23 protein-coding genes are annotated in these 26,784 nt (G+C 66.3%); 10 read left to right on the top strand and 13 right to left on the bottom strand.

Going from position 1 to position 26,784, the window contains the following annotated elements; all coding sequences use genetic code 11:
- Nucleotides 1-51: 51 nt before the first annotated feature.
- The 4 genes from trxB (at nt 52) to trxA (ending at nt 3,951) form a co-directional block, all read left to right on the top strand.
- Nucleotides 52-1,062 (top strand): thioredoxin-disulfide reductase, encoded by a 1,011-nt coding sequence (trxB, locus tag CPH63_RS04015; RefSeq protein ID WP_096301676.1) that lies wholly within the window; start codon nt 52-54, stop codon nt 1,060-1,062.
- Between the two features lie 297 nt (nt 1,063-1,359).
- A complete protein-coding gene (locus tag CPH63_RS04010; protein WP_096301675.1) occupies nt 1,360-2,622 on the top strand; it encodes a type III PLP-dependent enzyme in 1,263 nt (420 codons plus the stop codon).
- A 15-nt stretch (nt 2,623-2,637) separates the two neighbouring features.
- Nucleotides 2,638-3,606, top strand: coding sequence for a DMT family transporter (locus CPH63_RS04005; protein ID WP_096301674.1), 969 nt, complete (start codon nt 2,638-2,640; stop codon nt 3,604-3,606).
- A 15-nt stretch (nt 3,607-3,621) separates the two neighbouring features.
- The gene (trxA, locus tag CPH63_RS04000) at nt 3,622-3,951 is read left to right on the top strand and encodes a thioredoxin (protein ID WP_096301673.1); all 330 of its coding nucleotides are present in this window, start codon (nt 3,622-3,624) and stop codon (nt 3,949-3,951) included.
- A gap of 181 nt (nt 3,952-4,132) precedes the next feature.
- Here trxA and CPH63_RS03995 read toward each other — a convergent pair whose 3' ends face one another.
- The 4 genes from CPH63_RS03995 to CPH63_RS03980 are packed head-to-tail and all read right to left on the bottom strand — an operon-like array spanning nt 4,133 to nt 10,745.
- Complete coding sequence (locus tag CPH63_RS03995; protein ID WP_096301672.1) at nt 4,133-4,603, bottom strand: hypothetical protein; 471 nt, start codon at nt 4,601-4,603, stop codon at nt 4,133-4,135.
- Between the two features lie 24 nt (nt 4,604-4,627).
- The gene (gene hrpA / locus CPH63_RS03990; protein ID WP_096301671.1) at nt 4,628-8,530 is read right to left on the bottom strand and encodes an ATP-dependent RNA helicase HrpA; all 3,903 of its coding nucleotides are present in this window, start codon (nt 8,528-8,530) and stop codon (nt 4,628-4,630) included.
- The gene (locus CPH63_RS03985) at nt 8,530-9,432 is read right to left on the bottom strand and encodes an NADP-dependent oxidoreductase (protein WP_096301670.1); all 903 of its coding nucleotides are present in this window, start codon (nt 9,430-9,432) and stop codon (nt 8,530-8,532) included. The genes hrpA and CPH63_RS03985 overlap by 1 nt, the downstream gene beginning before the upstream one ends.
- Before the next feature lie 32 nt (nt 9,433-9,464).
- Entirely contained in the window at nt 9,465-10,745 is a 1,281-nt protein-coding gene (locus tag CPH63_RS03980) for an AI-2E family transporter (protein WP_096301669.1), read from the bottom strand.
- A gap of 188 nt (nt 10,746-10,933) precedes the next feature.
- Between CPH63_RS03980 and CPH63_RS03975 the strand changes: the two genes are divergently transcribed.
- Both CPH63_RS03975 and CPH63_RS03970 read left to right on the top strand, forming a co-directional pair.
- Complete coding sequence (locus tag CPH63_RS03975) at nt 10,934-12,052, top strand: N-acetylmuramoyl-L-alanine amidase (RefSeq protein WP_096304930.1); 1,119 nt, start codon at nt 10,934-10,936, stop codon at nt 12,050-12,052.
- A 280-nt stretch (nt 12,053-12,332) separates the two neighbouring features.
- Nucleotides 12,333-14,189, top strand: a complete 1,857-nt coding sequence (locus CPH63_RS03970) for a bifunctional diguanylate cyclase/phosphodiesterase (RefSeq protein ID WP_096301668.1) — start codon at nt 12,333-12,335, stop codon at nt 14,187-14,189.
- A 51-nt stretch (nt 14,190-14,240) separates the two neighbouring features.
- Here CPH63_RS03970 and CPH63_RS03965 read toward each other — a convergent pair whose 3' ends face one another.
- On the bottom strand, nt 14,241-15,476 hold the full coding sequence (locus CPH63_RS03965; RefSeq protein WP_172892282.1) for a pyridoxal phosphate-dependent aminotransferase: 1,236 nt from the start codon (nt 15,474-15,476) through the stop codon (nt 14,241-14,243).
- 68 nt (nt 15,477-15,544) lie between these two features.
- On the opposite strand from CPH63_RS03965, the gene CPH63_RS03960 reads away from it, so the two are divergent.
- Nucleotides 15,545-16,144: a nitroreductase family protein gene (locus tag CPH63_RS03960; RefSeq protein ID WP_096301666.1), complete on the top strand. Its 600-nt coding sequence runs from the start codon at nt 15,545-15,547 to the stop codon at nt 16,142-16,144.
- A gap of 51 nt (nt 16,145-16,195) precedes the next feature.
- Here CPH63_RS03960 and CPH63_RS03955 read toward each other — a convergent pair whose 3' ends face one another.
- The 8 genes from CPH63_RS03955 to rpmH form a co-directional block, all read right to left on the bottom strand.
- Nucleotides 16,196-17,263: a ParB/RepB/Spo0J family partition protein gene (locus tag CPH63_RS03955; RefSeq protein ID WP_096301665.1), complete on the bottom strand. Its 1,068-nt coding sequence runs from the start codon at nt 17,261-17,263 to the stop codon at nt 16,196-16,198.
- Between the two features lie 55 nt (nt 17,264-17,318).
- Nucleotides 17,319-18,269 carry a ParA family protein gene (locus CPH63_RS03950; RefSeq protein ID WP_371364002.1) on the bottom strand — a complete coding sequence of 317 codons (951 nt, stop codon included), beginning with the start codon at nt 18,267-18,269 and terminating at the stop codon, nt 17,319-17,321.
- A gap of 83 nt (nt 18,270-18,352) precedes the next feature.
- Nucleotides 18,353-19,012 carry a 16S rRNA (guanine(527)-N(7))-methyltransferase RsmG gene (rsmG, locus tag CPH63_RS03945; protein WP_096301664.1) on the bottom strand — a complete coding sequence of 220 codons (660 nt, stop codon included), beginning with the start codon at nt 19,010-19,012 and terminating at the stop codon, nt 18,353-18,355.
- 14 nt (nt 19,013-19,026) lie between these two features.
- A complete protein-coding gene (locus tag CPH63_RS03940) occupies nt 19,027-19,680 on the bottom strand; it encodes a R3H domain-containing nucleic acid-binding protein (protein ID WP_096304928.1) in 654 nt (217 codons plus the stop codon).
- 111 nt (nt 19,681-19,791) lie between these two features.
- Nucleotides 19,792-20,916: a membrane protein insertase YidC gene (gene yidC, locus CPH63_RS03935; RefSeq protein WP_096301663.1), complete on the bottom strand. Its 1,125-nt coding sequence runs from the start codon at nt 20,914-20,916 to the stop codon at nt 19,792-19,794.
- 14 nt (nt 20,917-20,930) lie between these two features.
- A complete protein-coding gene (yidD, locus tag CPH63_RS03930; RefSeq protein WP_096301662.1) occupies nt 20,931-21,236 on the bottom strand; it encodes a membrane protein insertion efficiency factor YidD in 306 nt (101 codons plus the stop codon).
- Between the two features lie 13 nt (nt 21,237-21,249).
- Nucleotides 21,250-21,621, bottom strand: a complete 372-nt coding sequence (gene rnpA / locus CPH63_RS03925; protein WP_096301661.1) for a ribonuclease P protein component — start codon at nt 21,619-21,621, stop codon at nt 21,250-21,252.
- Nucleotides 21,622-21,664: 43 nt separating this feature from the next.
- Nucleotides 21,665-21,802, bottom strand: a complete 138-nt coding sequence (rpmH, locus tag CPH63_RS03920; protein ID WP_091352580.1) for a 50S ribosomal protein L34 — start codon at nt 21,800-21,802, stop codon at nt 21,665-21,667.
- A gap of 564 nt (nt 21,803-22,366) precedes the next feature.
- Between rpmH and dnaA the strand changes: the two genes are divergently transcribed.
- The 3 genes from dnaA to recF all read left to right on the top strand — a co-directional run bounded on the left by dnaA (nt 22,367) and on the right by recF (nt 26,642).
- Nucleotides 22,367-23,920 (top strand): chromosomal replication initiator protein DnaA, encoded by a 1,554-nt coding sequence (gene dnaA, locus CPH63_RS03915; protein ID WP_096301660.1) that lies wholly within the window; start codon nt 22,367-22,369, stop codon nt 23,918-23,920.
- 357 nt (nt 23,921-24,277) lie between these two features.
- Nucleotides 24,278-25,411, top strand: a complete 1,134-nt coding sequence (gene dnaN / locus CPH63_RS03910) for a DNA polymerase III subunit beta (RefSeq protein WP_096301659.1) — start codon at nt 24,278-24,280, stop codon at nt 25,409-25,411.
- A gap of 100 nt (nt 25,412-25,511) precedes the next feature.
- The gene (gene recF / locus CPH63_RS03905; RefSeq protein WP_096301658.1) at nt 25,512-26,642 is read left to right on the top strand and encodes a DNA replication/repair protein RecF; all 1,131 of its coding nucleotides are present in this window, start codon (nt 25,512-25,514) and stop codon (nt 26,640-26,642) included.
- The last annotated feature ends 142 nt before the right edge of the window (nt 26,643-26,784 follow it).

Below are 26,784 nucleotides of genomic sequence, written 5' to 3'. Positions count from 1 at the left end.
CCTCTACGATTGTTGCAAGCCCCGGGATACATCCGAAGATTTGAGGACGACGTGAGCGACACTTCGAGCAACCACCGCAACGTGATCATCATCGGCTCCGGCCCGTCGGGCTACACGGCTGGGCTGTACACCGCCCGGGCCGACCTGAGGCCGCTGCTCTTCGAGGGTTCCCAATACGGCGGTGCGTTGATGAACACCACCGAGGTGGAGAACTTCCCCGGCTTCACCGACGGGATCATGGGTCCCGACCTGATGATGAACATCCGCGGCCAGGCCGAGCGCTTCGGTGCTGAGATCGTCAGCGACGACGTCACCGCGGTCGACCTGACCGGAACCGTCAAGATCGTCCGCACCCTCGACGCCGAATACACCGCCGACGCGGTGATCCTGGCCACCGGTTCGGCCTACCGCAAGCTCGGGATCGAGCGCGAGGACGAGCTCTCCGGTCGCGGTGTCTCCTGGTGTGCCACCTGTGATGGCTTCTTCTTCCGTGATCAGGACATCGTGGTCGTCGGCGGTGGCGACACCGCGATGGAGGAGGCCACCTTCCTCTCCCGCTTCGCGAAGTCGGTGACGGTCGTGCACCGGCGCGACACGCTTCGGGCCAGCCGCGTGATGTGCGACCGGGCCGAGGCCGACCCGAAGATCCACTGGATCTGGAACAGCGCGGTGGTCGGTATCGAGAGCGACGCGGACAACAAGGTCTCCGGCCTGCGCCTGCAGGACACCGTCACCGGCGAAGAGCGGGACTTCGAGGCCACCGGACTCTTCATCGCGATCGGGCACGAGCCACGTTCGGAACTGGTCGCCGATCAGGTTGAGCTGGACGCCGAGGGATACGTCGTGGTGCAGCCGGGTTCGACCCGCACCAGCTTGGCCGGCGTATTCGCCGCCGGTGACCTCGTCGACCACACCTACCGGCAGGCGATCACCGCCGCCGGCACCGGGTGCGAGGCCGCCCTCGACGCGCAGAACTACCTGGCCGACCTCGAGCACTCCCTGGTTGCCGGCGAGCCGGCCGGCTTCACCGACGCGTCGCGCACGGTCGCGGCCAGCGTCTGAGATTAATCACAGCTAGTTCCGGAGTTCGTCGCCTTCGACTGAAAACGTCGCGCCGCGACCGGTCGGCGGCGCTTGTCGCCAGCCGATTCCACGTTCGGCGACGGCCTGCGTCTCGATCGGCGAAATCGGCGACGGCGCTGTTCCGGACCCGCCTTCAGGCGCGGGCCGGATAGCCCGTCCGGCTGCCGCTCTCCCTGAATTTTCCTGGTAGAAGTATCAGAGCCTCGCCGCGCTTCTCTTCCTGCTGAGAAGGTCCTTTTGACGCAGCGGTGGCATCTGACGACTCCCGGGAGAGTTATGTACAGCACCAACGAGCTACCGCTGCTCGCCGACCTGTCCGCCACCGGATCCGTGAGTGCTCGGGCCGACGACTTCATCGCGGCCAACCCCGCGCTGCCGACCCCGTTTCTGGTGGTCGACCTGGACGTCGTCGCCGACCGCTACCGGCAGCTGAACACCGCGCTGCCTTCGACGTCGATCTTCTTCGCGGTGAAGGCCAACCCGGCGCCCGAGGTCGTGGCCCTGCTCGTCGGCCTAGGTTCCTCCTTCGACGTGGCGAGCCCGGGCGAGATCGACCTCTGCCTGGACCTCGGTGCCGACCCGTCCCGCCTCTCCTACGGCAACACGATCAAGAAGGAACGGGATATCGCCTACGCGGCGTCGCGGGGCATCCGCATCTTCACCGTCGACTCGTCCGCTGAGCTGGAGAAGGTGATCACCCAACTGGAGAGCGTCACCGGCGCAGTTCAGGGAACCGTCTACATCCGGATCGTCACCGACGGGGCCGGGGCCGATTGGCCGTTGTCACGCAAGTTCGGCTGCAGCGTTCAGGAGGCGTGGCCGCTGATGCTGCGAGCCGCCGAGTCGGGTCTGGGCGTCGGAGTCTCCTTCCACGTCGGCTCCCAGCAGCGCAATCCGCAGGCCTGGGACCAGCCGTTGTGCGAGGTGGCTGAGCTCTTCCGGCAGTTGCGGGCCCGTGGTTTCACCCCAGCCGGGATCAATCTCGGTGGTGGGCTCCCGAGCGTCTACACCGACCCCACGCCCGAGGTGCAGGCCTACGGTGCGGCGATCAACTCGGCCCTGGCCCGTCATTTCGGACGCGAAGACGCCTACTTCACGATCATCGAACCCGGGCGCTACCTCGTCGGCGATGCCGGCGTGATCCAGGCCGAGGTCGTGCTCATCACGGAGCGGGACTCGGATCCGGGTCGGCGCTGGATATATCTGGACCTCGGCATGTTCAACGGCCTCACCGAGGCCCTCGGCGAGGCCATTCGCTACCGGCTGCGCCACCCCGCGACCGACGCCGGATGCGGCCCGGTCGTGCTGGCCGGCCCGTCCTGCGACAGCGCGGACGTGCTCTACGAGACGTATGAGTACCAACTCCCGCTGGACCTGAAGATCGGCGACCGCATCGAGTTCCTCTCGACCGGCGCCTACACCTCGTCCTACTCGTCGGTCTGGTTCAACGGCTTCACGCCGCTCGTGTCGCACTATCTGCCCGCCTCGATCTCCCCCGCCCCGACCTACCCGGTCTCGGCGCCGGTTCAACCGCGGTAAGGCGGCGCAGATGTAATGGCCGCCAGCCCACGGGCGCCGATCACGGCGCTCGTCCTCGCGGCCGTTGCCTGGGGCGCGGCCACCACCGCGACGAAGTACGCCCTCGGCGCCTTCGCCCCAGTGACGCTGCTGGCCATCGAACTGCTGGCCGCGAATGCGTTGCTGTGGATTCTCGTGCTCCTGCGCGGATACCGCCGACCCGGCTCCTGGCGTCGGGTGATGCTCCTCGGACTGCTGGAGCCGGCTCTGGCCTATCTCAGCGAGACGGCCGGACTGGCCCGAACCACCGCCTCCAACGGGGCACTGCTGCTGGGGTTGGAGTCGGCCGCCGTGGTCATCCTGGCCGCGGTGATCCTTCGGGAGCCGATGACCCGCAGCGTCACCTCGGCCGTGCTCCTCGCCGCGGCCGGGCTGGTGGTGCTGGAGGGTTCGGACGCCTTCAGCGGGCCGGGCCTGGGTGACCTCCTCGTCGTCGCTGGCGTTCTCTGCGCCGCCATGTTCACCATCGTCGCCCGCAGTGCCGCCGGCAGAGTCGACGGGACGGCCGACGGGACGGCCGACGAGACGGATTCCCTCACCCTCACCGCGCACCAGTTCGCCGTCGCCTCGGTGGCGATCACCCCGGCCGCGCTGCTGCAGTGGCACCGCGGCGCGGAGCCGATGCCCCTGCACGTCCCCCTCGGGTTCTGGCTGGCCGCCATAGGGGTCGGCACGATCGGCTACGCGCTGAGTTTCGTCCTCTACAACTGGGCCATCGTCTCGGTCGAGGCCGGCCCGTCGGCGGTGATTCTCAATCTGATCCCGGCCTTCGGACTGCTCACCGCCGTGCTCTTTCTGGGCGAGTCGCTGTCGCTGCAGCAGGCCGTCGGGGCCGGTCTGGTCGGTGGCTCGGTGCTGCTGTTCGGGGTGGTCGAGCGGGAATGTTCTCCGTCGGCGGTAGGTTCTACTGATCAGCTACAGCCGACACTCACCAACACTGGCTAACCAGGAGAGAGATACATGAGCGCAAACACCGTCACCGTCACCGACGCCACCTTCGCGACGGACGTACTGCAGGCCGAGGGGCCGGTATTGGTGGACTTCTGGGCCGAGTGGTGTGGCCCGTGCCGCATGGTCGCGCCTGTGCTCGATGAGATCGCCGGCGAGTACAAGGGCAAGATCACCATCGCCAAGGTCAACATCGACGAGAACCCGGGCATCGCCCGCGACTACCAGATCCTCTCGATCCCGACGATGAACGTCTACTCCGGTGGGCAGGTCGTCAAGTCGATCGTCGGCGCCAAGCCGAAGGCCGCGATCCTCAAGGACCTCGCCGACTACATCGGTTAATTCGACCGGCGGCAGTTCGATCGGCCAGAGCTGATCGGCCAAACCTGATCGGCCATGCTAATCGGCTGGTGCCGTCCAGCCAGGTTTTCAGTGCTGGGGTGTTCGTTTCGACGAACACCCCAGCACTCTTTTTTTGTTCGCGATGCCGGTGTTCGCGATGCCGGTGTTCGGGGTGACCGGCTCAGCGGGCGGCGCGCCAGGCCAGGGTGACGGCGACGGCGTCCTCGGCCACTGCGCCCGGGAGATCTCGGGGAAGGGCGCCGATCGCCGGAATCCGCTTCGCGGCCAGCTCCCGGTAGGTCGGGCCGGCGAAGCTTGTCAGGGCGCTACCGGCCAGCCCGAGGGCCAGGCTCAGCACCCGACTCGCCCCGTCCCGCTCAGCCAGCGCGTAGCCTGCGGCCGCACCGAGCACCAAGCGCGCGGCCAGCGGCCCGGGTGCGGTCCGACTCGGAGTCGAGGGTGCCTTGTCACCGGCCAACTCACCGGCCAGCGCCAGCGCGGTCGAGGTACGGGCCCACCGTCGATCGAGGATCCCACCGATCGGCCCCGATCCCGAGTTCGAGGTCCAGGCCAGCGCGGCAACCCCGGACTGGCTCCGGGAACCCGTCGCCAGCCCGATCATGGTGGCCCGCAGGTAGCTCTTCGCGCTCATGAATCTCCCTTTGTCTTATAGGTGTTACGGCACGATGCCGTCGATCGCCCGATAGATGCGCTGCTCGGAGACCGGGCGGGGCGTCCCCAGCTGCTGGGCGAAGAGGCTGACCCGCAGCTCCTGCAGCTGCCAGCGGATCGCCTGCACGTCCTCGGCCTGCGCGCGGGCCGGGGAGAGCGCGCCGAGCAGTTGCCGGTACGCATCCTGCACCTGCTCCACCCGCTGCATCCGGGCTCGGTCGACCTCGACCTCGCGCGGAAGCTGGACGAGTCGCCGGTGCATCGCGGTGAGATAGCGCTGTAGGTCACGCACTCGCTCGGCGCCGGTAGCGGTGATGAAACCGGCCGGCATCAGCTCGTCCAACTGCGTGCGCACATCCCGCACCGCATCCTCAGCCGACGGCGGCACCCGTTCACTCAACTGACGGCGCACCTCATGGGCCGCCGTGAGAACCTTCTCGACGGTGGCCAGCAGCTCGGCCGCCCGGCGCGGGAGCTCGCCCTGAGCCCTGGCCAGCAGCTGGTCGAAGGCGGTGCGCTGGTAGATCGGCGCGGAGATCATCGCGGCCAGGGCGGCTTCGACGAGGTCGTTGACGAGCTGCTCCAACCCACCGTCGGGATTACTGGCGAGCACCAAGCGGGACCGGGTGGAGAGGCCGCTGACCAGCCCCCGCTCGGAGAAGCTGACCCGTAGCCGCAGCAACCGGCGCAGGCCGATCTGGTGGGCGGTGCGCTGCTCCGACTCGCTGGCGAAGATCCGCAACTCCACCGTGGCCCCAGCGTCGACGAAGCCCGGGAACCCGCGGACCAGCTGCCCGTGAACGGTCTCCTCGACCACCCGGGGAATCTCAGCCAGATCGGTCGGCCAGTCCAGCAGCCCGATCCGCTGCAGATTCGCGCCGAGGACCGAGGCCACCGCGGCCCGAGCCGGGGCCGCGAGCTCGGCCTGCAGCGCATCCAGGTCCCGCCCGGTGGCCAGCAGCTTTCCGTCGGCCGACTCGATCGCGAAGTTCACCCGCAGGTGGGCCGGAATCCGGCTCAGGTCGAAGGCGTCCAGCGGTACCAGGATTCCGCGCAGGCGATGCAGTTCGCGCTGCACCACCTGCGGCAGCGGCTCGTCGGCCGCCTCGTCCAGATCTGCGGCGGCGAGGACGGCGCGAGCGGTGTCCGGAGCGGGAACGAAGTTTCGTCGCAGATCCTTGGGCAGGCTCTTGATCAGCGCCGTCACCAGCTCCTCGCGCAGCGCCGGCACCTGCCAGCCGAACGCGGCCCCGCCGAGTCGGGCCAGTACCGCGACTGGGATGTGCACGGTCACCCCGTCGTCCTCGGCGCCCGGGTCGAAGCGGTAGCTCAGCGGCAGCTCCACGTCGCCCTGCTGCCAGACGTCCGGGTGCTCGTCGTCGACATCCGCTCGCAGCAGGTCCTCGCGGGTCAGCGTGAGCAGGTCGGGGCGCTCCCGCCGGGCCTGCTTCCACCAACTGTCGAAGTGACGCACCGATACGGCGTCCGCCCCGACCCGCTTGTCGTAGAACTCGAAGAGATCCTCGTCGTCGACGAGCAGGTCGCGGCGCCGGGTCCGCTCCTCGAGGTCGCGCAGCGACTCGATCAGCTCGGTGTTGGCGGCGAAGAACTTCTGTGTGGTGCTCCACTCGCCCAGAACCAGGGCGTGCCGGATGAAGAGTTCGCGCGAGACCGCCGGATCGATCGATCCGTAGTTAATTCGCCGTCGGGCCACCAGCGGCACTCCGAAGAGGGTCACCCTCTCGTAGGACATCACCGCACCGCGCCGCTGGTCCCAATGCGGTTCGCTGTAGGTTCTCTGGATCAGATGGCCGGCCAGCTTCTCGATCTGCTGCGGGTCGACCCGAGCCACCATCCGCGCGTAGAGGCGGGAGGTCTCCACAATCTCGGCGGCGACGACCCACTGCGGCGGCTTACGGCTCAGCGCCGACGCCGGGGCCAGTATGAATCGGGAGTTTCGGGCGCCGGTGTACTCACGTCCCTCGCCGGTGCGCAGTCCGACATGGGAGAGCAGCCCAGCGGTGATCGCGCTGTGCACGGCGTTCTCGGCCGCCGGCTCGCCGTTCTCGCGCAACTCGAGAGATTTGGCTAGCTGGGTTAGTTGGCCCCGCAGGTCCTGCCATTCGCGGATTCGCAGGTAGTGCAGGAAGTCCTCCCGGCACATCCGGCGGAACTGATTCCCGGAGAGCCCAGCGCGCTGTTCGGTCAGGAAGTTCCACAGGTTGAGCAGGCTGAGGAAGTCGGAGGTCTCGTCGGCGAAGCGGGCGTGCTTGGCCGCGGCGGCCTGCGCCTGTTCGACCGGACGCTCCCTCGGATCGGGGATCGAGAGGGCGGCGGCGATGGTCAGCACTTCGCTGACGCACCCCTCGGCTCCGGCCTGCACGATCATCCGCCCGATACGCGGGTCGACCGGCAGCCGGGAGACCTGCCGCCCCACCGGCGTCAACGCTCCGTCAGTGTCGACCGCGCCGAGTTCGTGCAGCAGCGCCACGCCGTCACGGATGGCGCGGGGGTCGGGCGGGTCCAGGAACGGGAAGTCGGCCACCTCGCCGAGGCGCAGCGCGGCCATCTGCAGAATCACCGACGCCAGGTTCGTCCGCAGGATCTCCGGCTCCGTGAACTCGGGACGGGCGCCGAAATCCTTCGCCGAGTAGAGACGGATGCAGATTCCGTCGGCGATCCGACCGCAGCGTCCGGAGCGCTGGTTGGCCGAAGCCTGCGAGATCGGTTCGATGGGCAGCCGCTGCACCTTGGTTCGGTGGCTGTAGCGCGACATCCGGGCGGTGCCCGGGTCGATGACGTAGTGGATGCCCGGCACGGTAAGGGATGTCTCGGCGACGTTGGTGGCCAGCACAATCCGCCGGGTCTGGTGCGGGGCGAAGACCCGATGCTGTTCGGCGGTGCTCAACCGGGCGTAGAGCGGTAGCACCTCGGTGTTGTAGAGGCCGAGCGCATTGAGGGCGTCGGCGGTGTCGCGGATCTCCCGCTCGCCGCTGAGGAAGACCAGAATGTCGCCATCCAGCCCGGGCGCGCTGAGCTCCCGGACCGCGTCGACGATCCCTTCGACCTGATCGCGCTCCGGCCGGGGGGCCTGATCGTGATCCGGGTCGTCCGGATCGTCTACGTCGTCTGCGTCGTCGGGGTCGCCCGTCTTCTCCGCGACCGCAGCGTCGAAGGCCTCAACGCCGAGCGGGCGGTAGCGGATCTCGACGGGGTACGTCCGCCCCGAGACCTCGATGATTGGCGCTTGGTTAAAGTGATTAGCGAACCGCTCCGGATCGATGGTGGCCGAGGTGATGATCAGCTTCAGGTCGGGCCGCTGCGGGAGCAGCCGTCTCAGGTACCCGAGCAGGAAATCGATGTTGAGGCCCCGTTCGTGGGCCTCGTCGAGGATGAGGGTGTCGTACCGGTTCAGCTGCGGGTCGCGCTGGATCTCCGCCAGCAGGATCCCGTCGGTCATGAGTTTCACCAACGTGGTGTCGCGTACCTGATCGGTGAACCGGACAGCGAAGCCGACCGCGTCCCCCAGTGGCACGTCGAGCTCGTCGGCGATGCGTTGGGCCACCGTGCGTGCGGCCAGCCGGCGGGGTTGGGTGTGCCCGATCATCCCGGTAACCCCGCGCCCGAGTTCGAGACAGATCTTCGGTAGCTGGGTGGTCTTCCCGGAGCCGGTCTCCCCGGCGACGATGACGACCTGATTGGCCGCGATCGCGGCGGCGATGTCTTCCCGGCGAGCGGAGACCGGAAGTTCAGCCGGATAGCTGATGCTCGGCACCGCGGCCGCTCGACGGGCAAGCAGCTCCGCAGTCATCGGCCGCGAGCCGCGGCCCGTCCGGCCGTCTCGATTTGAACCTGATCTCCGGCCGCGTCCGCGGTGGGCCGGACGCGTCGTCCTCTCCTCAGTCATCAGCTGACGTGCAGGATGATCCGCCCGGAGGCGCGGCCACTCTCACTCAGCGCCTGGGCGGCGGCCGCCTCGGCCAGCGGGAAGGTCTCGCCGACCACCATCGAGAGTTGTCCATCGGCCAACTTCGTCACCAGCGGGGCTAGCCCGCCGAACTCGCCGCCGGTGGAGAAGCGCACCCCGTGGGCCTCCGCGGCCGGATCGGCGATCGTGATGACGTGGTCCGGCGTGCCGGTGAGTTCGATGAGCGTGGGGAGATCACCGCGCCCGCCCAGGTCGAAGGCCCGGTCAATTCGCGGCGCTACCAGCCGGACCCGCTCGGCCAGGCCCTCGCCGTAGACCACTGCTGTCGCCCCCAGCGCCTGCAACTGCTCCTGGTTGGTCGCTCCACCGCTGGCGATGACGTTGATCCCGCCGGCGACCGCCAGCTGTACGGCGAGGCGTCCGACCGCTCCAGCGGCCCCATGGATGAGCAGCGTCTGACCGGCTTGCAGGTCCAGCTGCCGCAGTACCCGGGCCGCGGTGGCCGCGACGGAGGCGAACCCGCCGGCGGTCTCCCAATCGACCGAGGCGGGCTTGCGGGTCAGCTCGGCGGGGTCAGCCACCGCGAACTCGGCGTAGGCACCGACGAAGCCATTCCCCAGCACCTCGTCGCCGATGGCTAGATCGGTGACTCCCGGGCCGATCTGGTCGACGATGCCGGCCGCGTCGTACCCGGGGACGAACGGGAGGGCCGGCGGCAGGTGCGGCTGCAGGAACCCCCGGCGAACCTTGATGTCGAAGGGGTTGACGGCGGCGGTACGAACCCGGACGCGAACCTGCCCGGTCGCGGCCTGGGGCTCGCGGAGATCGAGGAGACTCAGCACGTCCGGATCACCGAACGACGCGAAGCTGATGGCCTTCATATGGCTAACGCTACGCGGGCGGGCCTCCGCCCCTACGCGGGCTCGGCCGGCCCGTCGGGGACGCGTCGCGTCGAACCCTCCGGCTGCGTCGGGGAGTCGAGATCGAATCGTTCAGCCACTGGGAAGGTGGATGCCTCCGGATCGTCGAGGTCATCGCGCAGTGCTCTGATCGCGGTGTTGAGGAAGGCGACCAGTGGCACCGCGATGAGCGCTCCGGCAATGCCGGCCAGCGCTGTGCCCGCCAGCACCGAGACGGCTACCGCCAGCGGGTGAACCTCAACCGCGCGGCTCATGATCAGCGGCTGCAGCACCTGCCCCTCGACCTGCACCAGCACGATGATGGCGATCGCGACGACGATCGCTGAGGTGACCCCGTGCTCCAGCAGGGCGACGACGACACAGAACGCACCGGTGACGGTCAACCCGATCAGCGGGACGAAGGATCCGAGGAAGATCAGCACACCGAGCGCGGCGGCCAGCGGAACATGCAGGATGAAGAGCACCAGCGCGATGCTGATCCCGTGAAAACCGGCGATGAGGACCGTTCCCCGCATGTAGCCACCAAGGGTCCGCCACCCCATCCGACCGGCGGTGTTGAAGCGGAAGTGGGCCTCCCGCGGCAGCAGGCTGACCACCCATTTCCAGATGAGTTCGCCGTCGCGGAGCATGAAGAAGGTGGTCAGCAACACCAGCAGCGCGGCCCCGGCGATCTCGGCGAAGGTCTGCAGGGTGGCGATGGCGCCGTTGACCAGGTCGGACTGATGCGTCTTGATGGTGTTGGTGATGTTGTTGGTGAGCTGGTCGAAGTCAGCCTGCTTGAGCTTCAGCGGCCCGGTCTGCAGCCAATTTTTTGTGCGCGTGACGAAGGCGCTGAGCTGATCGCCCAACTGACTGGAGTGCGAGGTGATCTGCCAGGCGATGAACCAGCCGATCGCCGCCAGCACCACCACCCCGAGCAGCAGCGTGATCGCGGCCGGGAAGGACTTCGGCCCGGGCAGCACCCGTCGCAGCCGGCGCTCCACCGGATGCAGAACGGAGGTGAAGAGCAGGGCCAGCACGATGGAGAAGGCAACGAGTTCAACCGCCTGAAGGGCCCGGAGCGCTAGGTACACGCCGACCGCCAGCACGATCAGTCGCCAGGTCCAAGCCGAAGCCACCCGCACCGGCCAGGTGACGGCCTCAACCGCATCCCGTCGGGTGTCTGAGAGCACGGGCGTCGTCACCGCTGGGGCCTGAACCGCCGGCGCCCGGACCGCTGGCGTCTGAACCGCAGCCCCAGACTCGTCGCCAGGTCCTGGGTCATGTGAGGTCATCGCAGCAGTGTCCGTCCGAGGGTCCGATTTTCCTTGTCTCGTCGACGATATCGGCCCAGCGGGCAGCACCGTGCGTGTTGCCCGTCCGCCACGCGCGCGGGGTCGCTTGGTTTAGGAACGTCGACGGCTGGGGCACAATAGATAGCGGTCCGTATCGTCCGATCTGAGTGAGTGAGGTTCCGCGTTTCATGCAGCCAGCGCGTCGTGACGACCACGGACCGTTGGTCGCTGAGATCCGTCGGATTCTGGCCGGACTGGGTCTGCTGGCCAATACTGACCCCGGCTCAGAGGCCCTCTACGACCGCTCCACTGAGCTCGCGGTGCGCCACTTCCAGCAGCGTCGCGGCCTGGTGACCGACGGCGTCGTCGGCGTCGAGACCTACGCTGCGCTCTCCAGCGCGCGATGGCGCCTGGGTGACCGGGTTCTGGTCCACAACGCGAGCGCTCCGGTCTTCGGCGACGACGTCGGTGAGCTGCAGGCGCAATTGCAGGAGATGGGCTACAACCTGGCCCGTCCGGACGGGCTCTTCGAGCGGCACACCGAGGAGGCCCTGCGCGGCTTCCAGCGTGACTACGGCCTGGTCGCCGATGGAGTCTGCGGGCCGGAGACGCTGCGAGCCCTCAAGCAGCTCGGACGGCGGGTGGTCGGCGGCCGTCCACAGCTGCTGCGTGAGATGGTGGCGGTCGCCGAGGCGGGGCCGAGCCTGCTCGGGAAGCGAATCGTCATTGATCCCGGTCACGGCGGTCAGGACACCGGCGTCTGCACCGACGAGTTCGATGAGTCTTCGATCGTCTGGGACCTTGCGACCCGCCTGGAGGGGCGTCTGTCTGCGGTCGGGGTTACCACGCTGCTCACCCGGGGACCGCAGAACGGTGGGGCCGACGAGGAGCGAGCGCGCTTCGCCAATGAGGTCGGCGCCGATCTGCTGCTCTCGCTGCACGTAGATGCGGCACCGAATCCGCTGGCCAATGGCGTGGCCAGCTATTACTACGGCACCGGTGGCGTCGTATCGACCATGGGTGAGCGGTTGGCCGAGTTGGTCCAGCGCGAGATCGTCGCCCGCACGCGGCTGCTCGATGGGCGGGTGCACGGCAAGACCTGGTCGATTCTGCGCATGACGCGAATGCCGGCCGTGCGGGTTGAACTCGGATACATCAGTTCACCGACCGACCGCGCCCGGCTCGTCGACCCGGCATTCCGGGACACCGTCGCTGAAGGTCTGCTCGTCGCAATTCAGCGCCTGTATCTACCGTTGGCTGACGACCCGCCAACCGGAGTCATGCGCATCCCGGCTATCGCGTCGTAGACGCCGTCGAGCAGCGTCGTAGACGCCGTCCGACCAGCGTCGTAGACGCCGTCCGACCAGCGTCGTAGACGCCGTCCATTGCGGTACCGCAATTAAGTTGCGTGCTCACATAACTTGAATTCACCACTTATCAAGTGAGTGGTACGGCGGGTACTGGCAAGTAGGGGACACCCTATTGATTGCCTACTTCGGGAGGCGAAACCGGCGTTCGGATGTAACACTCTAATTCCCCCCTTGTTGTCTAGGAAACTAACAACATGAGAAACAAAGCCGGAGTGTCATGGAACCGAATACTGCTACGGAGCGCGTTAGGGCACTGCCACGCGCTGAACATGAGACGCGACGCTCGCTCGGCGACCTCGCCCGGCGCCTGCAAACGTCGGCATCCCTGCGTCCCGCGGTAGCCACGCGCCAGATCTTCGCCCGGACGACCGGCCTGCTCTACGCCGCTGGGGGCGGCCTCGCGCTAGCCATGATCCTGTTGTCTCGGCCAATGCCGCGAAACGTCTGGTCGATGGTGGCGATCGCCGGCCTCTGCGTCCTTGCCGGCATATTCATGATGCTTCGGGGCGAGCGTTTGGAAGCCTGGACCCACCATTTCTTTATCGCACTCGGCACGGTTCTGATTGCGGTCGGGGTATATCTGGCCGGCGGCGGCGCGCGGTCGGTCGGTCTGGCCAGCCTCTTCATGTTCGTTTCGCTCGGCTGCTTCTTCTGCTTCGCCTGGTCGGTTGCGCTGGTGCATCTGGCCTTTATCGAGATCTGCTCTATGTTCGCTTTTACCGTCGCCGGCGTCACCGAGTCGGATGTGATCGTGCAGCAGGGCTGCATGATTGCGGTCGGCATCGTGGTTGGTTACATGACCCGCGCGACCGCGGCAGCCGAGCGGGATCTGCTTACCGGGTTGCTCAACCGGCGTGGCTTCGACCGCCGGCTCCGTGAGGCCATCGTCGATGCGCAGCATACTGGAGACAGCCTCTCCGTGCTGCTGCTGGATCTGGATGATTTCAAGTCGATCAATGAGCGCAGCGGTCATCCGGAGGGTGATCGCTGCCTGCGCGAGGTCGCCAACATCTGGAAGAGGCTCGTCACCGACGGCATGCTGCTGGCCCGTCCGGGTGACGACGAGTTCGCCATCATGCTCCCGGGCTACACCGCGAATCGAGCCGCCGCCTTCGCCGACCAGCTGCGGGCGGCCGTCGCCGACGAGTCCCTCTGCTCGGCCGGTGTCGCCGAGCTTCAGGCTGATGACTCCCGTTCCATGCTCGTCGGGCGGGCCGAGGTTGCTCTCTACGAAGCCAAGCGCAACGGCGGAGGCCACTCGATTCAGTTCGGTGTGGTCGATGTCGCTGCCGCCGACGATATTCACGCGGGTCTGCAGCTCGGCCAGTTCGAGGTCTACTACCAGCCGATCATTGATCTCAACCTGCGGGAAGTTATCGGCGACGAGGCATTGATTCGCTGGAACCACCCGACCAAGGGCCTGGTCGCGCCGGATGACTTCATCCCGGCCGCCGAGAAGAGTGGCGCTATCCATGCCCTCGGGCAGTGGATCCTCAACGAAGCCTGTGCCGGAACAGCCGCATATATCAAGACGTCCGGTCTCCCGCGTCGGGTGTCGGTGAATGCCTCCGGACACGAGTTGAAGAGCACCGACTACGCGGCCAACGTTGCGGCGGTACTCGCCTCGACCGGGCTGCCCCCGTCGGCGCTGGTCATCGAGGTCACCGAGTCCACCTTCGACGCCGACCACCCGCACGTCATCTCGGTGCTCCACGATCTGCGTCAACTGGGCGTCGGTATCGCAATCGACGACTTCGGCACCGGTTACTCCTCGCTCAATCGCCTCGATCACCTGCCGGCCAACGTTCTCAAGATCGACCGTTCGTTCGTCGCGGCCATCCCGGTCACCGGGGCCGAGGTGCCTATTCTCAAGGCGATTGTGGCGCTGGCCGATGCACTTGGCCTGCGCATCATCGCCGAGGGCGTCGAGACGCTGCACCAGGCCGAGGTGCTGGCCGGGCTCGGCTGCTCACATGCTCAGGGTTACTACTTCGGACGTCCGCACCCCGACCAGCAGGCGACCCGGGTGCCGGAGTCGTTGATCCTCCTCGAAGGCGTCAGCACCGCTGCGTAAGCAGCCATCAGGCATCGCTGCGTAAGCAGCCATCCAACACCGCTGCGTGAGTTACTGCCGGTAGTCGACGAGGAAGTCCCCGAGACGTCCGATCGCCTCGGTCAGCAACTCGACCGACGGCAGCGTGACGATCCGCAGGTGGTCGGTGTCGTACCAGTTGAAACCGGTCCCCTGAACCAGCAGGACATGCTTCTCCCGGAGCAGATCAAGCACCAATTGCTGGTCATCCTTGATCGGGTACAGTTCGGGATCAAGCTTGGGGAAGACGTAGAGCGCGCCCTTCGGAACCACGCAGGTGACACCGGGAATCTTGGTGAGGGCGGCCACCGCGGCGTCGCGCTGATCGTGCAACCGACCACCCGGCAGCACCAGGTCATTGATGCTCTGCCGCCCGCCGAGCGCAGTCTGAATCGCATGCTGGCCGGGCACGTTCGAGCAGAGGCGCATGTTGGCCAGAATCGTGATGCCTTCGAGGTAGCTGGCGGCCCGCTGCGTGCGTCCGCGCACCATCATCCAACCGGAGCGGAAGCCGGCCAGCCGGTAGGCCTTGGAGAGTCCGTTGAACGTCAGCGAGAGCACGTCCGGCGCAATCGCGGCGAACGGCGTGTGCGTGACGCCGTCGTAGAGGATCTTGTCGTAGATCTCGTCGGCCATCACCACCAGATCGTGCTTTCGGGCCAGCTCCGCGATCTGCTCGAGGATCGCCACCGGGTAGACGGCACCGGTGGGGTTATTCGGATTGATGACGACGATCGCCTTAGTTTTACTGGTGATCTTCGACGCGATGTCCTCGACGTCGGGGTACCAGTCGGCCGACTCGTCACAGCGGTAGTGCACCGGCGTGCCACCGGCCAGGCTCGTCGACGCCGTCCACAACGGGTAGTCCGGCGCCGGAACGAGCACCTCGTCACCGTCATCGAGCATCGCCTGTAACGCGATGGTGATGAGTTCGCTGACCCCGTTCCCGAGCCAGATGTCGTCGACGTCGCGAATGTCGATGCCGCGCGATTGGTAGTGCTGGGCGATGGCGGTGCGGGCCGAGAAGAGGCCCTGTGAATCGGAATACCCTTGAGAATTAGCCAGATTCGCGACGACGTCGATCAGAATCTCCTCCGGGGCGTCGAAGCCGAAGGGTGCCGGGTTACCGATGTTGAGCTTGATGATCCGCCGGCCGAGTGCCTCCAGTCGCTTTGCCTCGTCGAGGACCGGGCCCCGAATGTCGTAGCAGACGTTGGAGAGCTTGCGCGACTGAGTGAGTTCCACCCCCACACGATCCCACAGCGCCATCGAGCTTCGAAACTGAATTCCCGGCGCAGCCATGTCGGGGCCGTAGATTCGAGTGGCAGGCTGATGGAATGGAATTCAGCGATGTGGTGCGAGCGCGGCGGATGGTACGTAGCTATGACCGGCATCGGGTGGTCGCACCCGAGACGGTGGCTGAGTTACTCGATTTGGCGATTCGGGCCCCCTCGGCCGGTTTCAGCCAGGGGTGGGAGTTTCTCGTGCTGGATCGGCCGGAAGATGTGCGGCGCTACTGGGAAGCGACCACCGAGCCGGACGCCCCCGCTGACCCGTGGCTGCAGGGGATGAGTCAGGCGCCCGTACTTATCCTGCCATTCTCTGATAAATCCGCTTATATTGACCGGTACGCCGAGGCCGACAAGGGCTGGACGGATCGCGATGAGGCCCGCTGGCCGGTGCCGTATTGGCATATCGACACCGGAATGGCGTCGCTGCTGATCCTGCTCGGTGCCGTCGACGCGGGCCTCGTCGGATGTTTCTTCGGAGTTCCAGGTAGCGCCGAAGCGGCCGTACGAGAGGCATTCGCGGTTCCGAGTCGGCTAACGCCGATCGGGGTGATCAGTCTGGGCTACCCGGCGCCGGATAGGCGCTCCCCGTCACTGCGACGCGGACGGCGCCCGGTCAGCGAAGTCGCGCATTTCGGGAGGTTCTAGGCAACCGGCAGCCGGCCTCTGGTGCGGTGGCGGTCTGGTCGGCCGGTTAGATCAGGACGGCTGGCGGGTGGCCAAGTGCGGCGCAATCGCGGCCACGATGCGCTCCAGGTCATCGATCGAGCCGAATTCGACGGTGATTTTCCCCTTGCGCTTCCCCAGGTCCACTCGGACCCGGGTATCAAGCGTGTCCGAGAGCTTCTCAGCCAACTCCGCGATGGCCGGCGCGGTGATCCGCTTCGTCGGCACCCGCCGCGCCGCCGGCTTGGCGTCATGCGCCGCCAGCGTCACCAGCTCTTCAGTGGCTCGCACCGACAGCCCCTCGGCGACAATCCGGCTGGCGAGCTCGTCCTGCTGCTCGTGATCCTCCAGGCCGAGCAGCGCCCGTGCATGTCCAGCCGAGAGAACGCCGGCCGCCACCCGCCGCTGCACGGGCACGGAGAGGTTCATGAGCCGGATCGTGTTGCTCACCTGGGAGCGGCTGCGCCCGATGCGCCGGGCTAGCTCGTCGTGGGTGACCCCAAACTCTTCCAGGAGTTGCTGGTAGGCGGCCGCCTCTTCCAGTGGATTCAGCGCCGATCGGTGGATGTTCTCCAGCAGAGCGTCCCGCAGCATCGCATCGTCGGCGGTGCTGCGGATGATCGCTGGAATCTCGGTCAGGCCAGCTGCCGCGCTCGCTCGTAGTCGCCGCTCACCCATCACCAGCTCATAGCCACCGGACGGATCGACCCGCACCACGACCGGTTGCAGCACGCCGAATTCACGGATGGAGTGGGTTAGTTCCTCCAGTGCCTGCTCGTCGAAGACCTGCCGGGGCTGATGCGTATTGGGGTGAATCTCGGCGATCGGCAGCTCGGCGAAGGTAGCGCCCGGCACCTCAGCCAGGTCGGTCGGCGTGGCGGTGATCTGCTCACCCACGTCTGCTGTGACGACCGACCCAGCGCCCTGATCAACGATGGGCTCAGTGGCTTCTCCACCCATGGGTCGCGGGTCGCCGCCGGCTGGCGCTGATGTGGTCGCGTTGGTCGTCACGTTCACGTCAGCCGAACCGGCGGACGGGGGAGCGGTGGGGATGAGTGCTCCAATTCCACGCCCAAGGCCACCCCGGCGCTTCCCGCTCATCAACGACTCCCCTCGCGTGGGACGTGGATCTGCGGGGCTGCGGTGCTCTGCCAGCTCACTCTTCGCCATCTCTCTCTGTTGCGTCTTTCGCGTTGTGCATCTCAGCCGTCTCGGCCCGGAAGGCCACCTCTCGCGCGGCCTGCAGATAGGCGACCGCGCCTCGGGAGCCGGCGTCGTAGGTCATCACCGTCTGACCGTAGCCGGGTGCCTCGGAGACTCGGACGTTGCGGGGGATTACCGCGTCAATGGCCAATGGCCCGAAGTGTCGACGCACCTCGTCCGCGACCTGATCGGCCAGCTTGGTACGGCTGTCGTACATGGTCAGCAGCACCGTCGTGACGGCGATGACCTTGTTCAGATACGACTGCACCATCTCCACGGTGCCGAGCAACTGGGCCAGCCCCTCCAGCGCGTAGTACTCGCACTGGATCGGGATGAGCACCTCGCGGGCCGCCACCAGGGCGTTCAAGGTGAGCAGCCCAAGCGATGGCGGGCAGTCGATGAAGATGTAGTCGACCTCGGCCCCGCCCTCCAAATACGCGCTCAGTGCTCGTTGGAGACGGTATTCGCGGGCGACCTGCGAGGAGAGCTCCAACTCGGCGCCGGCCAGGTCGATCGTTGACGGCACCACGCTCAGGGTCGGGGCGAAGTCCGTCGCCGTCGCCACCTCAGCCAGCGAGAGCTCACCAAGCAGGACGTCATAGATAGAAGGTGTACCGACGCCGTGCGGCACGCCAAGGGCGGTGCTGGCGTTCCCCTGCGGATCCAGATCGATCACCAGGACACGGAGGCCATGCATGGCCAGCGACGCGGCGATGTTGACCGTGCTGGTGGTCTTCCCGACCCCACCCTTCTGGTTGGCCACCGTTAAGACCCTGACGGCATACGGTGCCGGCCATGTCTCTTGATGGATGTTCTGCACGTGCATCGCGGTGGCGGCCTCGCGAGCGATCGGCGTATCGAACTCAAGATCCTGGTCAGGCGATGTTTCACGTGAAACATTCACTGCTGGGTGATGCTCCTGCGAGAGATCGAGTGATGTTTCACGTGAAACATCGGGATCCGAGACCCTCTCAGTGACTGACTCGTTCACCGACTCACGCGTCCCTTCTTCGGTCTCACGAACTTCTCGCGCTCAATAATGACAACTCGCAGCGGGGGAGTAATGACCCCGAAACCGCACTCGACCAATCGACCAGCGGAGCCGCCAAGGCTCTTGATCACCGTTCGATGCTCCACCAACTCCTGGTCGGCCGACTCGCCCTTCATGGCCAGCAACGATCCACCGACATCCAGCAGTGGTAGACACCATCGCACTAATCGGTCCAGTGGCGCCACTGCCCGAGCCGTCACCCACTCGGCCGAACCGACCTCCGCCACCACCGCGGAGTCCTCTGCCCGTCCACGCACCACCCGCACCGAGTCGCCCAGCTCGAGAAGCTCGACCGCCTCGTTGAGGAAGTCCACGCGCCGCTGTAGCGATTCGACCAGATCAACCCGCAGGTCTGGACGTCGACAGGCTAGGACCAGACCGGGAAGCCCGGCACCGCTACCGATGTCCACCACCCGCGCACCAATCGGCAACAGTTCAGTGAGAACGGCGCAATTGAGCAGGTGGCGGTCCCAGATCCGGGGGAGTTCCCGAGGACCCATCAACCCACGGTCGAGGCCGGGGCCGGACAGGAAGTCTGCGAAGCGCTGAGCGATCGGCAACCGTTCACCGAAGACCAGCTCCGCCACTTCACGCACGGGGACAGCTCAGGTCACTGGTCGAGGAGAACGACCACGCAACGGTTCGGCTCTTCACCGTCGGAGTCACTACGAACGCCATCGATCGAGCCGATGACGTCGTGCACAACCTTCCGCTCGAAGGGGTTCATCGGCGTGAGGCGGATCGACTCGCCACTGGCCAGCACCTCTCGGGCCGTCTCGGCCGCCAATGCACCGAGCTCGTTACGCCGAGCCTGGCGATGTCCGCTCACATCGAGCATCAGGCGGCTACGGACACCGGTCTTCTGGTGCACAGCCAGACGGGTCAGCTCCTGCAGGGCATCCAACGTCTTACCCTGCGGGCCCACTAGGGACTGCAGTCCGGTACCGACGATCGCCACGACGGCTCGATCGTTCTCCACGTCAAGGTCGATGTCGCCGTCGTAGTCGACGATGTCCAGCAGGCGCTCGAGGTAGTCAGCCGCTATGTCACCCTCCTGCACCAACAGCGAGGAACTGTCACGCTCGTCGCCGTCGTCTGTGGCTTCGTCGTCGGCATCGCCGTCGGCATCGTCGTCGGCTTCGTCAGTGGCTTCGTCCGCATCCACGGCTTCAGCCTCGTCCACAGCAGCTTCGGGCGCGGCGGCTACGGCATCCTCGAGCTCGAGCTCGACGTCCGGTTCGCTATCCAAGGTGGGGTTCTGCATGTCGGTCACGGGATTGATCGTCCTTTCACGGGCGGTATTGCTGGAGACGGTCGTCGGATCGCTAGCTTCTCTAGCTGACGCTCGTCCGGAGGCTGGGGTGTGGTGCGGTCGCTATCGGCGTTTCTTCGACTGACTGGGTCGATTGTTCGGGCGGTTGGCCGGCTTCGACGTTCCGGAGCGATTCGGTCGGGCACCCGGCTTCGGTGCCGCCCCGGGCGTGCTGTCAGCGGCGGTTCCATTCGGGCTCGCAGCTGCGTCGCCGGCAGTCTCACCAGCCGTCGGGGCGTCCTTACTCAGATCAACGTTCGCGCGACGCTGCGGCTTGGCGCCGGGCTTCGGGGCTAGCGTCTTGCCGACCGCACCCACCACCTCGACCTCGCCAGGCTTGTTGTGCGGGTGGAACTTGTTGATGTAGAGCTGCTGGGCCATCGTCCAGGTGTTGGAGGTGAACCAGTAGAGGCAGACACCGAGCGGGAAGAAGAAGCCGGAGAAGAGAACCGAGATCGGGATACCGACGAACATCAGCTTCTGAACCGTCGCCGCCGTTCCCTCCGGGGTGACCGTCGCGGCCCGGCGCACCAGCACCTGCGTGTAGAAGGTGGCGGATGCACTGATCAGCACCAGGATCAGCGTCACCGTGCGAGTCGAGGCGACATCACCGCCAAGCAGCAGGATGTGAGCAGCGCTGTCGTGCAGCGACCCCGCCAGCGGGGCACCGAAGAGCTTGGCCAGTGCAGCACTGGCCGTCTCGGAGGGGGTGAAGCTGTAGAGGCTGAGCTGATGGTTGAGCGACTCGAGCTGGGCCGGCGTCAGCGTCAGCTTTCCGGCTTCGTAGGCCCGGTACTGCTGCGCTTGAACGACCGAGTTGGACAGGTGCCGCAGCACGTGGAAGAGAGCGATGAAGATGGGGAACTGCAGGAACATCGGCAGGCAGCCGGTGATGGGGTTGAAGCCCTCCTCCTGCTGGAACTTCATCATCTGCCGCTGCTGCTCGGCCTTGTCGTTCTTGTACTTGTTGCGGATCTCAGTCAGCTTCGGCTGCATCTCCTGCATGCGCCGCTGATAGTGGACCTGCTTGATGAAAACCCGGAAGAGCAGCAGACGCGCGGTGATGACCAGGAAGACGATGGAGAGGGACCAGTTCAGACCGCTGTCCTCGTCGATGCCGATCGCGCTGAACAGGCTGTGCCACCGCAGCAGCACCCATGAGACAGCGGTGTAGAGGAAATCAAGCACGACGAGTTTCTCTCCTAGACAGCCCTGCGGCCAGGTAAGACGGCAGCCGAGTGGCTGACAACGGCTCCAGCCGGCTGACTGGAACGGACACGACTATTCAAACCAACGCCCTCGGGTACCGGGTCGTGCCCTCCACGATGCCACGGATGGCAGCGCAGCAAGCGGCGTAACCCGAGATAGCTGCCCTTGGCCAGACCGAAACGAGTGATTGCCTGCGCGGTGTAATCGCTGCAGCTCGGGGTGAAGCGACAACGCGGCGGCAACGCCGGGCTGATAGCGCTGCGGTAGAAGGCGATGATGCTCAACACCAGCTTGGTCATCGGAGCACCTTCGTCATCGGAGGACCTTGGCGATCGCCGCGTCCAGGTCGGAGCCGAGCTCCTGTGAGGAACTCGCCGCCGACGCCGGCAGCGCCCGCACGACGGTGTAGCTGCCGAGGGGCAACCGCGGCACGCGTGCTGCGAGCTGCGCCCGGAGTCGGCGACTCACCTGGTGCCGGATCACCGAATTGCCCACCGACTTACCCACAATCAAACCGACCTTGGGAGCCTCGAGCGCGGACTGCTCGCTCGCCGGCCCCGTAATGGGCACAGCTAGACCGTGATGCAGGTGCAGGACGACGGATCCGCGGCGTGCTCGCGCGCCAGACCGTACGACGGTGCTGAAATCAGCAGAACGCCGTAGACGATTCTTGGCAGGCAGCACCGGTCTCAGCTGATTCGCGGGTAACCGCGGTGAGCGGGGCGAATCAGGCCGACAGTTCGTTGCGACCCTTGCGGCGGCGCGACGACAAGATCGCACGGCCAGCGCGGGTGCGCATACGCAACCGGAAGCCGTGCGTCTTGGCGCGTCGGCGGTTGTTCGGCTGGTAGGTCCGCTTACTCACGGTCGAGCTCCATCACTGTTGAAAATTCGCAAAAGGAATTTGGGAAATTAGACGCCGCAACATCTGCGACACCCGACATGACCACTGCGCTAGGCGGCCGAGAACCCTCCAGCGAACCGCCGGCGAGCCCTCGTAGGCACAGCACAATAGATCTCACGACGCGTGAGACACACCTACGGTACGGATTACCTGCCCTGCAGGTCAAACCCAACCGGGGCGGAACTAGGCACCGTAGGGCCGTGCACACCAGTTGTCCTTGCGACACGCCGGGGGCCATTGTTGTTTGACCGCGGGCACTGTTACGGTCTGCCACCGAGACCAAGTCTGCTCCCGACCCCCCGACCGCAGCTCCCGACATTGGCATCCACAGAGCGCCGGCTAATACACAGCCGGTGGACAACTCTGTGGATGAATCTTCGCTACCCGCCGCTGGGTGCACCAGATCGACCGAGCAGAATCGACGAGGTAAGGCAGGCCTGGCCGTACAACTACCGTGTGACTGGCACCTTGCAGGACGCACAGGCACAACCGACGGCATCGCCAGGCATGGAGTAGAAACGCCACGTGGAGGACGAAAGCACCAACGACCTCGGGGAAGTCTGGGCGCGGGCCATCACTCGTTTTGACGAGGGTTCGGTGCGACCACACCACCGGGCCTGGCTCGGACTGACCTACCCGATTGGCCTGGTGGAGGACACAGCACTGCTGGCCGCTCCCAACGAGTTCGCCAAGGACTACCTCGAGAACCGGCTCCGGCCGCTGATCGTCACCGCACTCAGCGAGGAGTTGGGGCGCGAGATCAGAGTCGCCGTCACCGTCCAATCCCGCGAAGAGATCGCCGAGTACACCGGCAGCCCGCTGGCTGAGGTGGATCGCACCTTCCGGGGCGAGGTGAGCGACACCTTCGGTGACGCCTTCACCGACACGGCCTATCTGGCCGGCGACCCGACCAGCGACGGCACCGACCCGGACTCCCTCAACGACCTCCTGGAACCGGAACCCCGCTTCGACGAGTGGACGCCCCGACTGGCCACCCCGTCGGCCGTCGACCGGCTCGATCTGCCGAGCCTCGACCGGGACGCGCACCTGAACCCGAAGTACACCTTCGGCACCTTCGTCATCGGATCCAGCAACCGCTTCACCCACGCCGCCGCGGTTGCCGTCGCTGAGGCACCGGCGAAGGCGTACAACCCGCTCTTCATCTACGGAGAGTCGGGGCTCGGCAAGACACACCTCCTGCACGCCATCGGTCATTACGCCCAGCGCCTCTTCCCGGGTATGAAGGTGCGTTACGTCAGCAGCGAAGAGTTCACCAACGACTTCATCAACTCGCTGCGGGACGACAAGATGCAGGCCTTCCAGGCCCGGTACCGCAAGGTCGACGTACTTCTGATCGACGACATCCAGTTCCTGGAGCGGGCCGAACGCACGCAGGAAGAGTTCTTCCACACCTTCAACACCCTGCATAACGCGAACAAGCAGATCGTGATCAGCTCCGACCGGCCGCCGCGTCAGCTCTCCACCCTCGAAGACCGCCTCCGCACCCGCTTCGAGTGGGGGCTGATCACCGACGTCCAGGCGCCCGACCTCGAGACCCGCATCGCGATTCTCCGTAAGAAGGCGGCGCAGGACGGCCAGAGCCCACCGCCGGACGTGCTCGAGTACATCGCGACCCGGATCCAGTCCAACATCCGTGAACTCGAGGGCGCGCTCATTCGGGTCACCGCCTTCGCCAGCCTGAACAAGCAGGACGTCGAACTGCAGCTGGCCGAGATCGTTCTGAAGGATCTGGTCAGCGAGTCGGACACCCCGGAGGTGACGGCCGCCATCATCATGGCCGTCATCGCCGAGTACTTCTCGGTCTCCCTCGACGACCTCACCGGCAGTTCCCGCAGCCGGATGCTGGTGCAGGCCCGCCAGATCGCCATGTACCTGTGCCGTGAACTCACCGCGCTCTCGCTACCGAAGATCGGCCAGACCTTCGGCGGACGCGACCACACGACCGTCATGCACGCCGATCGCAAGATCCGCAAGCTGATGGCGGAGCGGATGAGCGTCTACAACCAGATCACTGAGCTCACCAGCCGCATCAAGGCCCGCGCACGGTCGCGAACATGAGCGCGAATAGCCCGGTTCTGGTTCGTTCAGCGACCGCCGCGGATCACGCGTGGGAGGCCTCCGATTCGGTTGTCCCCAATGTGGAACATGTTGTGGACAGTTGGGGACGCCATGTTGACGAAACCACGCGTTCATCGCTTGTCCACCGAGGCGTTGTCATTAGCCAACCACTTCTCCCCGTCGCCTCCACAGGCTCAGACGGCAGAAACCGTTGGTTCTACAGAGGATCTGGACGTTATCCCCACCGTCCACAGATGCGAAGTAGTACGACGATAGATTTCTTTTAATAGAGATGAACTACAACATCAACAAGCAGGCCCCAACTGGGGACAACACGACGAATGCTCTGGAGGACATATGAAGTTCCGGGTCGAACGCGACGCGCTGGCCGAGGCCGTTGCCTGGGCTGCCCGGAGCTTGGCCACCCGGCCGACGATTCCCGTGCTCGCCGGACTGCTGCTGCACGTCGATGGCTCGACGCTCGCGGTATCCGGTTTCGACCTCGAGGCCTCGACCCAGGTCGACGTCGAGATCACCGGGGGTGTCGATGGCACCGCGCTCGTCTCCGGTCGCCTCCTGGCTGAGATCAGCAAGGCGCTTCCTCCGCACCCCGTTGATGTAACCGTCGACGGCGCGCGGCTGAACATTAGCTGCGGCGCGGCCAAGTTCAGCCTGCCGACCATGCCGGTCGAGGACTACCCGAAACTTCCGTCGATGCCGACCACCGCGGGCACCGTCTCCAGCTCCGCCTTCGCCACCGCCGTGGCGCAGGTGGCTATCGCCGCCGGCCGTGACGACACGCTCCCGATGCTGACCGGTGTGCGCCTGGAGATCGACGGCACCCGCCTCACGCTGGCGGCCACCGACCGCTATCGGCTGGCCGTGCGGGAGCTGGACTGGACCCCGAGCGACCCGAACGCCGAGCCGATTCAGGTGCTCGTCCCGGCCCGGGCCCTGGCCGACGCCGCTCGCAGCCTCAGCCACGGTGACGAGATGACCGTCGCGCTCTCCTCGACCGGTGTCGGCGAGGGGATCATCGGGTTCGCGGGCCCCGGCCGGCGGGCTACGACCCGCCTGCTGGATGCGCAGTTCCCGCCGTACCGCACGCTGCTCCCGTCCGACTGGTCGTCGACGGCCGAGGTCGTCGTCTCCCCGCTCGTCGAGGCGGTGAAGCGGGTCGCTCTGGTCGCTGACCGTGGCACCCCGGTTCGTCTGGAGTTCGGCGACGGAGCGGTGGGGCTCAGCGCCAGCGGCGAAAACGAGAGCCAGGCCGAGGAGCAGCTCGAGGTCAGCTACGACGGAGAGTCGATCACCACAGCGTTCAACCCGCAGTTCCTGCTGGACGGGCTGGGCGCGCTGGACACATCGTCGGCCCGGCTGCTCTTCACCTCGGCCAACAAGCCGGTGGTACTACGTCCGACGCTGGAGAGCTCCGACGGCGCGGCGCAGGAGTACACGTACCTGATCATGCCGGTGCGGCTTCCCGGATGAGCGCTCGCGCGAAGGCAAGTGACCGGATGAGCGCTCGCGCGAAGGCAAGTGACCCGATGAGCGCTCGCGTGAAGGCAAGTGATCGGATGAGGCCTGCGCCGTGTACGTCCGGCATCTGACGGTCGCGGACTTCCGGAGCTGGCCCAGCGCTGATCTGGCGTTGGAGCCGGGTACCAGCGTGCTCGTCGGCTCCAACGGGCAAGGCAAGACCAACCTGGTCGAGGCGATCGGGTATCTCTCCACCCTCGGCAGCCACCGAGTCTCCGGCGATGCGGCTCTGATCCGCTTCGGCGCCGAGCGGGCCATCGTGCGAGCCGCGGTGGTCTCTGAAGGGCGCGAACTGCGCCTGGAGGTGGAGCTCACGGCCGGCCGGGCGAACAAGGCCCGCCTGAACGGCTCCCCGATTCCGCGGCCGCGCGAGCTGCTGGGGCTGCTGCGGACGGTGCTCTTCGCCCCGGAGGATCTTTCGGTGGTGCGCGGTGATCCGGCCGAGCGGCGCCGTTTCCTGGATGACCTGCTGGTGCAGCGAACACCGCGTCTGGCCGGCGTTCGGGCCGACTACGAGCGGGTGCTGAAGCAGCGGGCAGCGCTGTTGAAATCGGCGGGCGCTGCTCGGCGTAGCGGGCGCACCGGGGATCTCTCCACCCTTGACGTCTGGGACTCACATCTGGCCACCCATGGATCGCAGCTCATCGCGGCCCGGCTCAACCTGCTCGATGCATTGGCCCCAGAGGCGCAGAGCAGCTACGCCTCGGTGGCGCGGGCGAGTGAACCCTTCACTCTCAGCTATCTGCACTCGATCAGCACGTTGGATGGTTCGGAGCGGGACGCCGGTGTCATCGAGGCGGCGCTGCAGGGTGAGCTGGTCCGGGTCCGGCCACAGGAGTTGGATCGGGGCGTGAACCTGATCGGCCCCCATCGGGACGATGTCGAACTGCGCCTCGGTCCGCTACCGGTTCGGGGCTACGCCAGTCATGGTGAGGGGTGGTCCGCGGCATTGGCGCTACGGCTCGGCTCCTATGAGCTGCTGCGCGCCGATGGCGCCGAGCCGGTGTTGATCCTCGACGACGTCTTCGCCGAGCTTGACGCGAGCCGGCGCGAGCATCTGGCCCTGGTGGCCGGTAAGGCGGAGCAGGTGCTGATCACCGCGGCGGTGGCCTCAGACGTCCCGGCTGAGCTGCAGGGAGCGCGTTACGACGTCCATGGTGGTGAGGTGCACCGTGTTATCTAGTGGTGTGTCATCTAAGTGTGAAGTGCTACTTGAGAGTGTGGCGCGGGTCACCGCGTTTCCCACAACGTGTAGTGGAAAACCGCGTCATGCTGTGGATGAAGATCGCAACATAAGCCGATTTAAGCCAGCAATATCCAATGAA

It is taken from the genome of Jatrophihabitans sp. GAS493 (genome assembly GCF_900230215.1).
Lineage (GTDB): Bacteria > Actinomycetota > Actinomycetes > Mycobacteriales > Jatrophihabitantaceae > MT45.
This window is presented reverse-complemented; position numbering and strand designations above follow the sequence as displayed.

Coding starts and splice junctions, on each gene's coding strand:
- CPH63_RS03995 (WP_096301672.1), bottom strand. CDS start 4,603: ATGAGCGCGAAGAGCTACCTGCGGGCCACCATGATCGGGCTGGCGACG.
- CPH63_RS03975 (WP_096304930.1), top strand. CDS start 10,934: ATGCAGCCAGCGCGTCGTGACGACCACGGACCGTTGGTCGCTGAGATC.
- CPH63_RS03985 (WP_096301670.1), bottom strand. CDS start 9,432: ATGAAGGCCATCAGCTTCGCGTCGTTCGGTGATCCGGACGTGCTGAGT.
- hrpA (WP_096301671.1), bottom strand. CDS start 8,530: ATGACTGAGGAGAGGACGACGCGTCCGGCCCACCGCGGACGCGGCCGG.
- CPH63_RS04005 (WP_096301674.1), top strand. CDS start 2,638: ATGGCCGCCAGCCCACGGGCGCCGATCACGGCGCTCGTCCTCGCGGCC.
- CPH63_RS03955 (WP_096301665.1), bottom strand. CDS start 17,263: ATGAGCGGGAAGCGCCGGGGTGGCCTTGGGCGTGGAATTGGAGCACTC.
- CPH63_RS03980 (WP_096301669.1), bottom strand. CDS start 10,745: ATGACCTCACATGACCCAGGACCTGGCGACGAGTCTGGGGCTGCGGTT.
- CPH63_RS03940 (WP_096304928.1), bottom strand. CDS start 19,680: ATGCAGAACCCCACCTTGGATAGCGAACCGGACGTCGAGCTCGAGCTC.
- CPH63_RS03960 (WP_096301666.1), top strand. CDS start 15,545: ATGGAATTCAGCGATGTGGTGCGAGCGCGGCGGATGGTACGTAGCTAT.
- CPH63_RS04010 (WP_096301675.1), top strand. CDS start 1,360: ATGTACAGCACCAACGAGCTACCGCTGCTCGCCGACCTGTCCGCCACC.
- CPH63_RS03970 (WP_096301668.1), top strand. CDS start 12,333: ATGGAACCGAATACTGCTACGGAGCGCGTTAGGGCACTGCCACGCGCT.
- trxA (WP_096301673.1), top strand. CDS start 3,622: ATGAGCGCAAACACCGTCACCGTCACCGACGCCACCTTCGCGACGGAC.
- yidD (WP_096301662.1), bottom strand. CDS start 21,236: ATGACCAAGCTGGTGTTGAGCATCATCGCCTTCTACCGCAGCGCTATC.
- CPH63_RS03965 (WP_172892282.1), bottom strand. CDS start 15,476: ATGGCGCTGTGGGATCGTGTGGGGGTGGAACTCACTCAGTCGCGCAAG.
- dnaN (WP_096301659.1), top strand. CDS start 24,278: ATGAAGTTCCGGGTCGAACGCGACGCGCTGGCCGAGGCCGTTGCCTGG.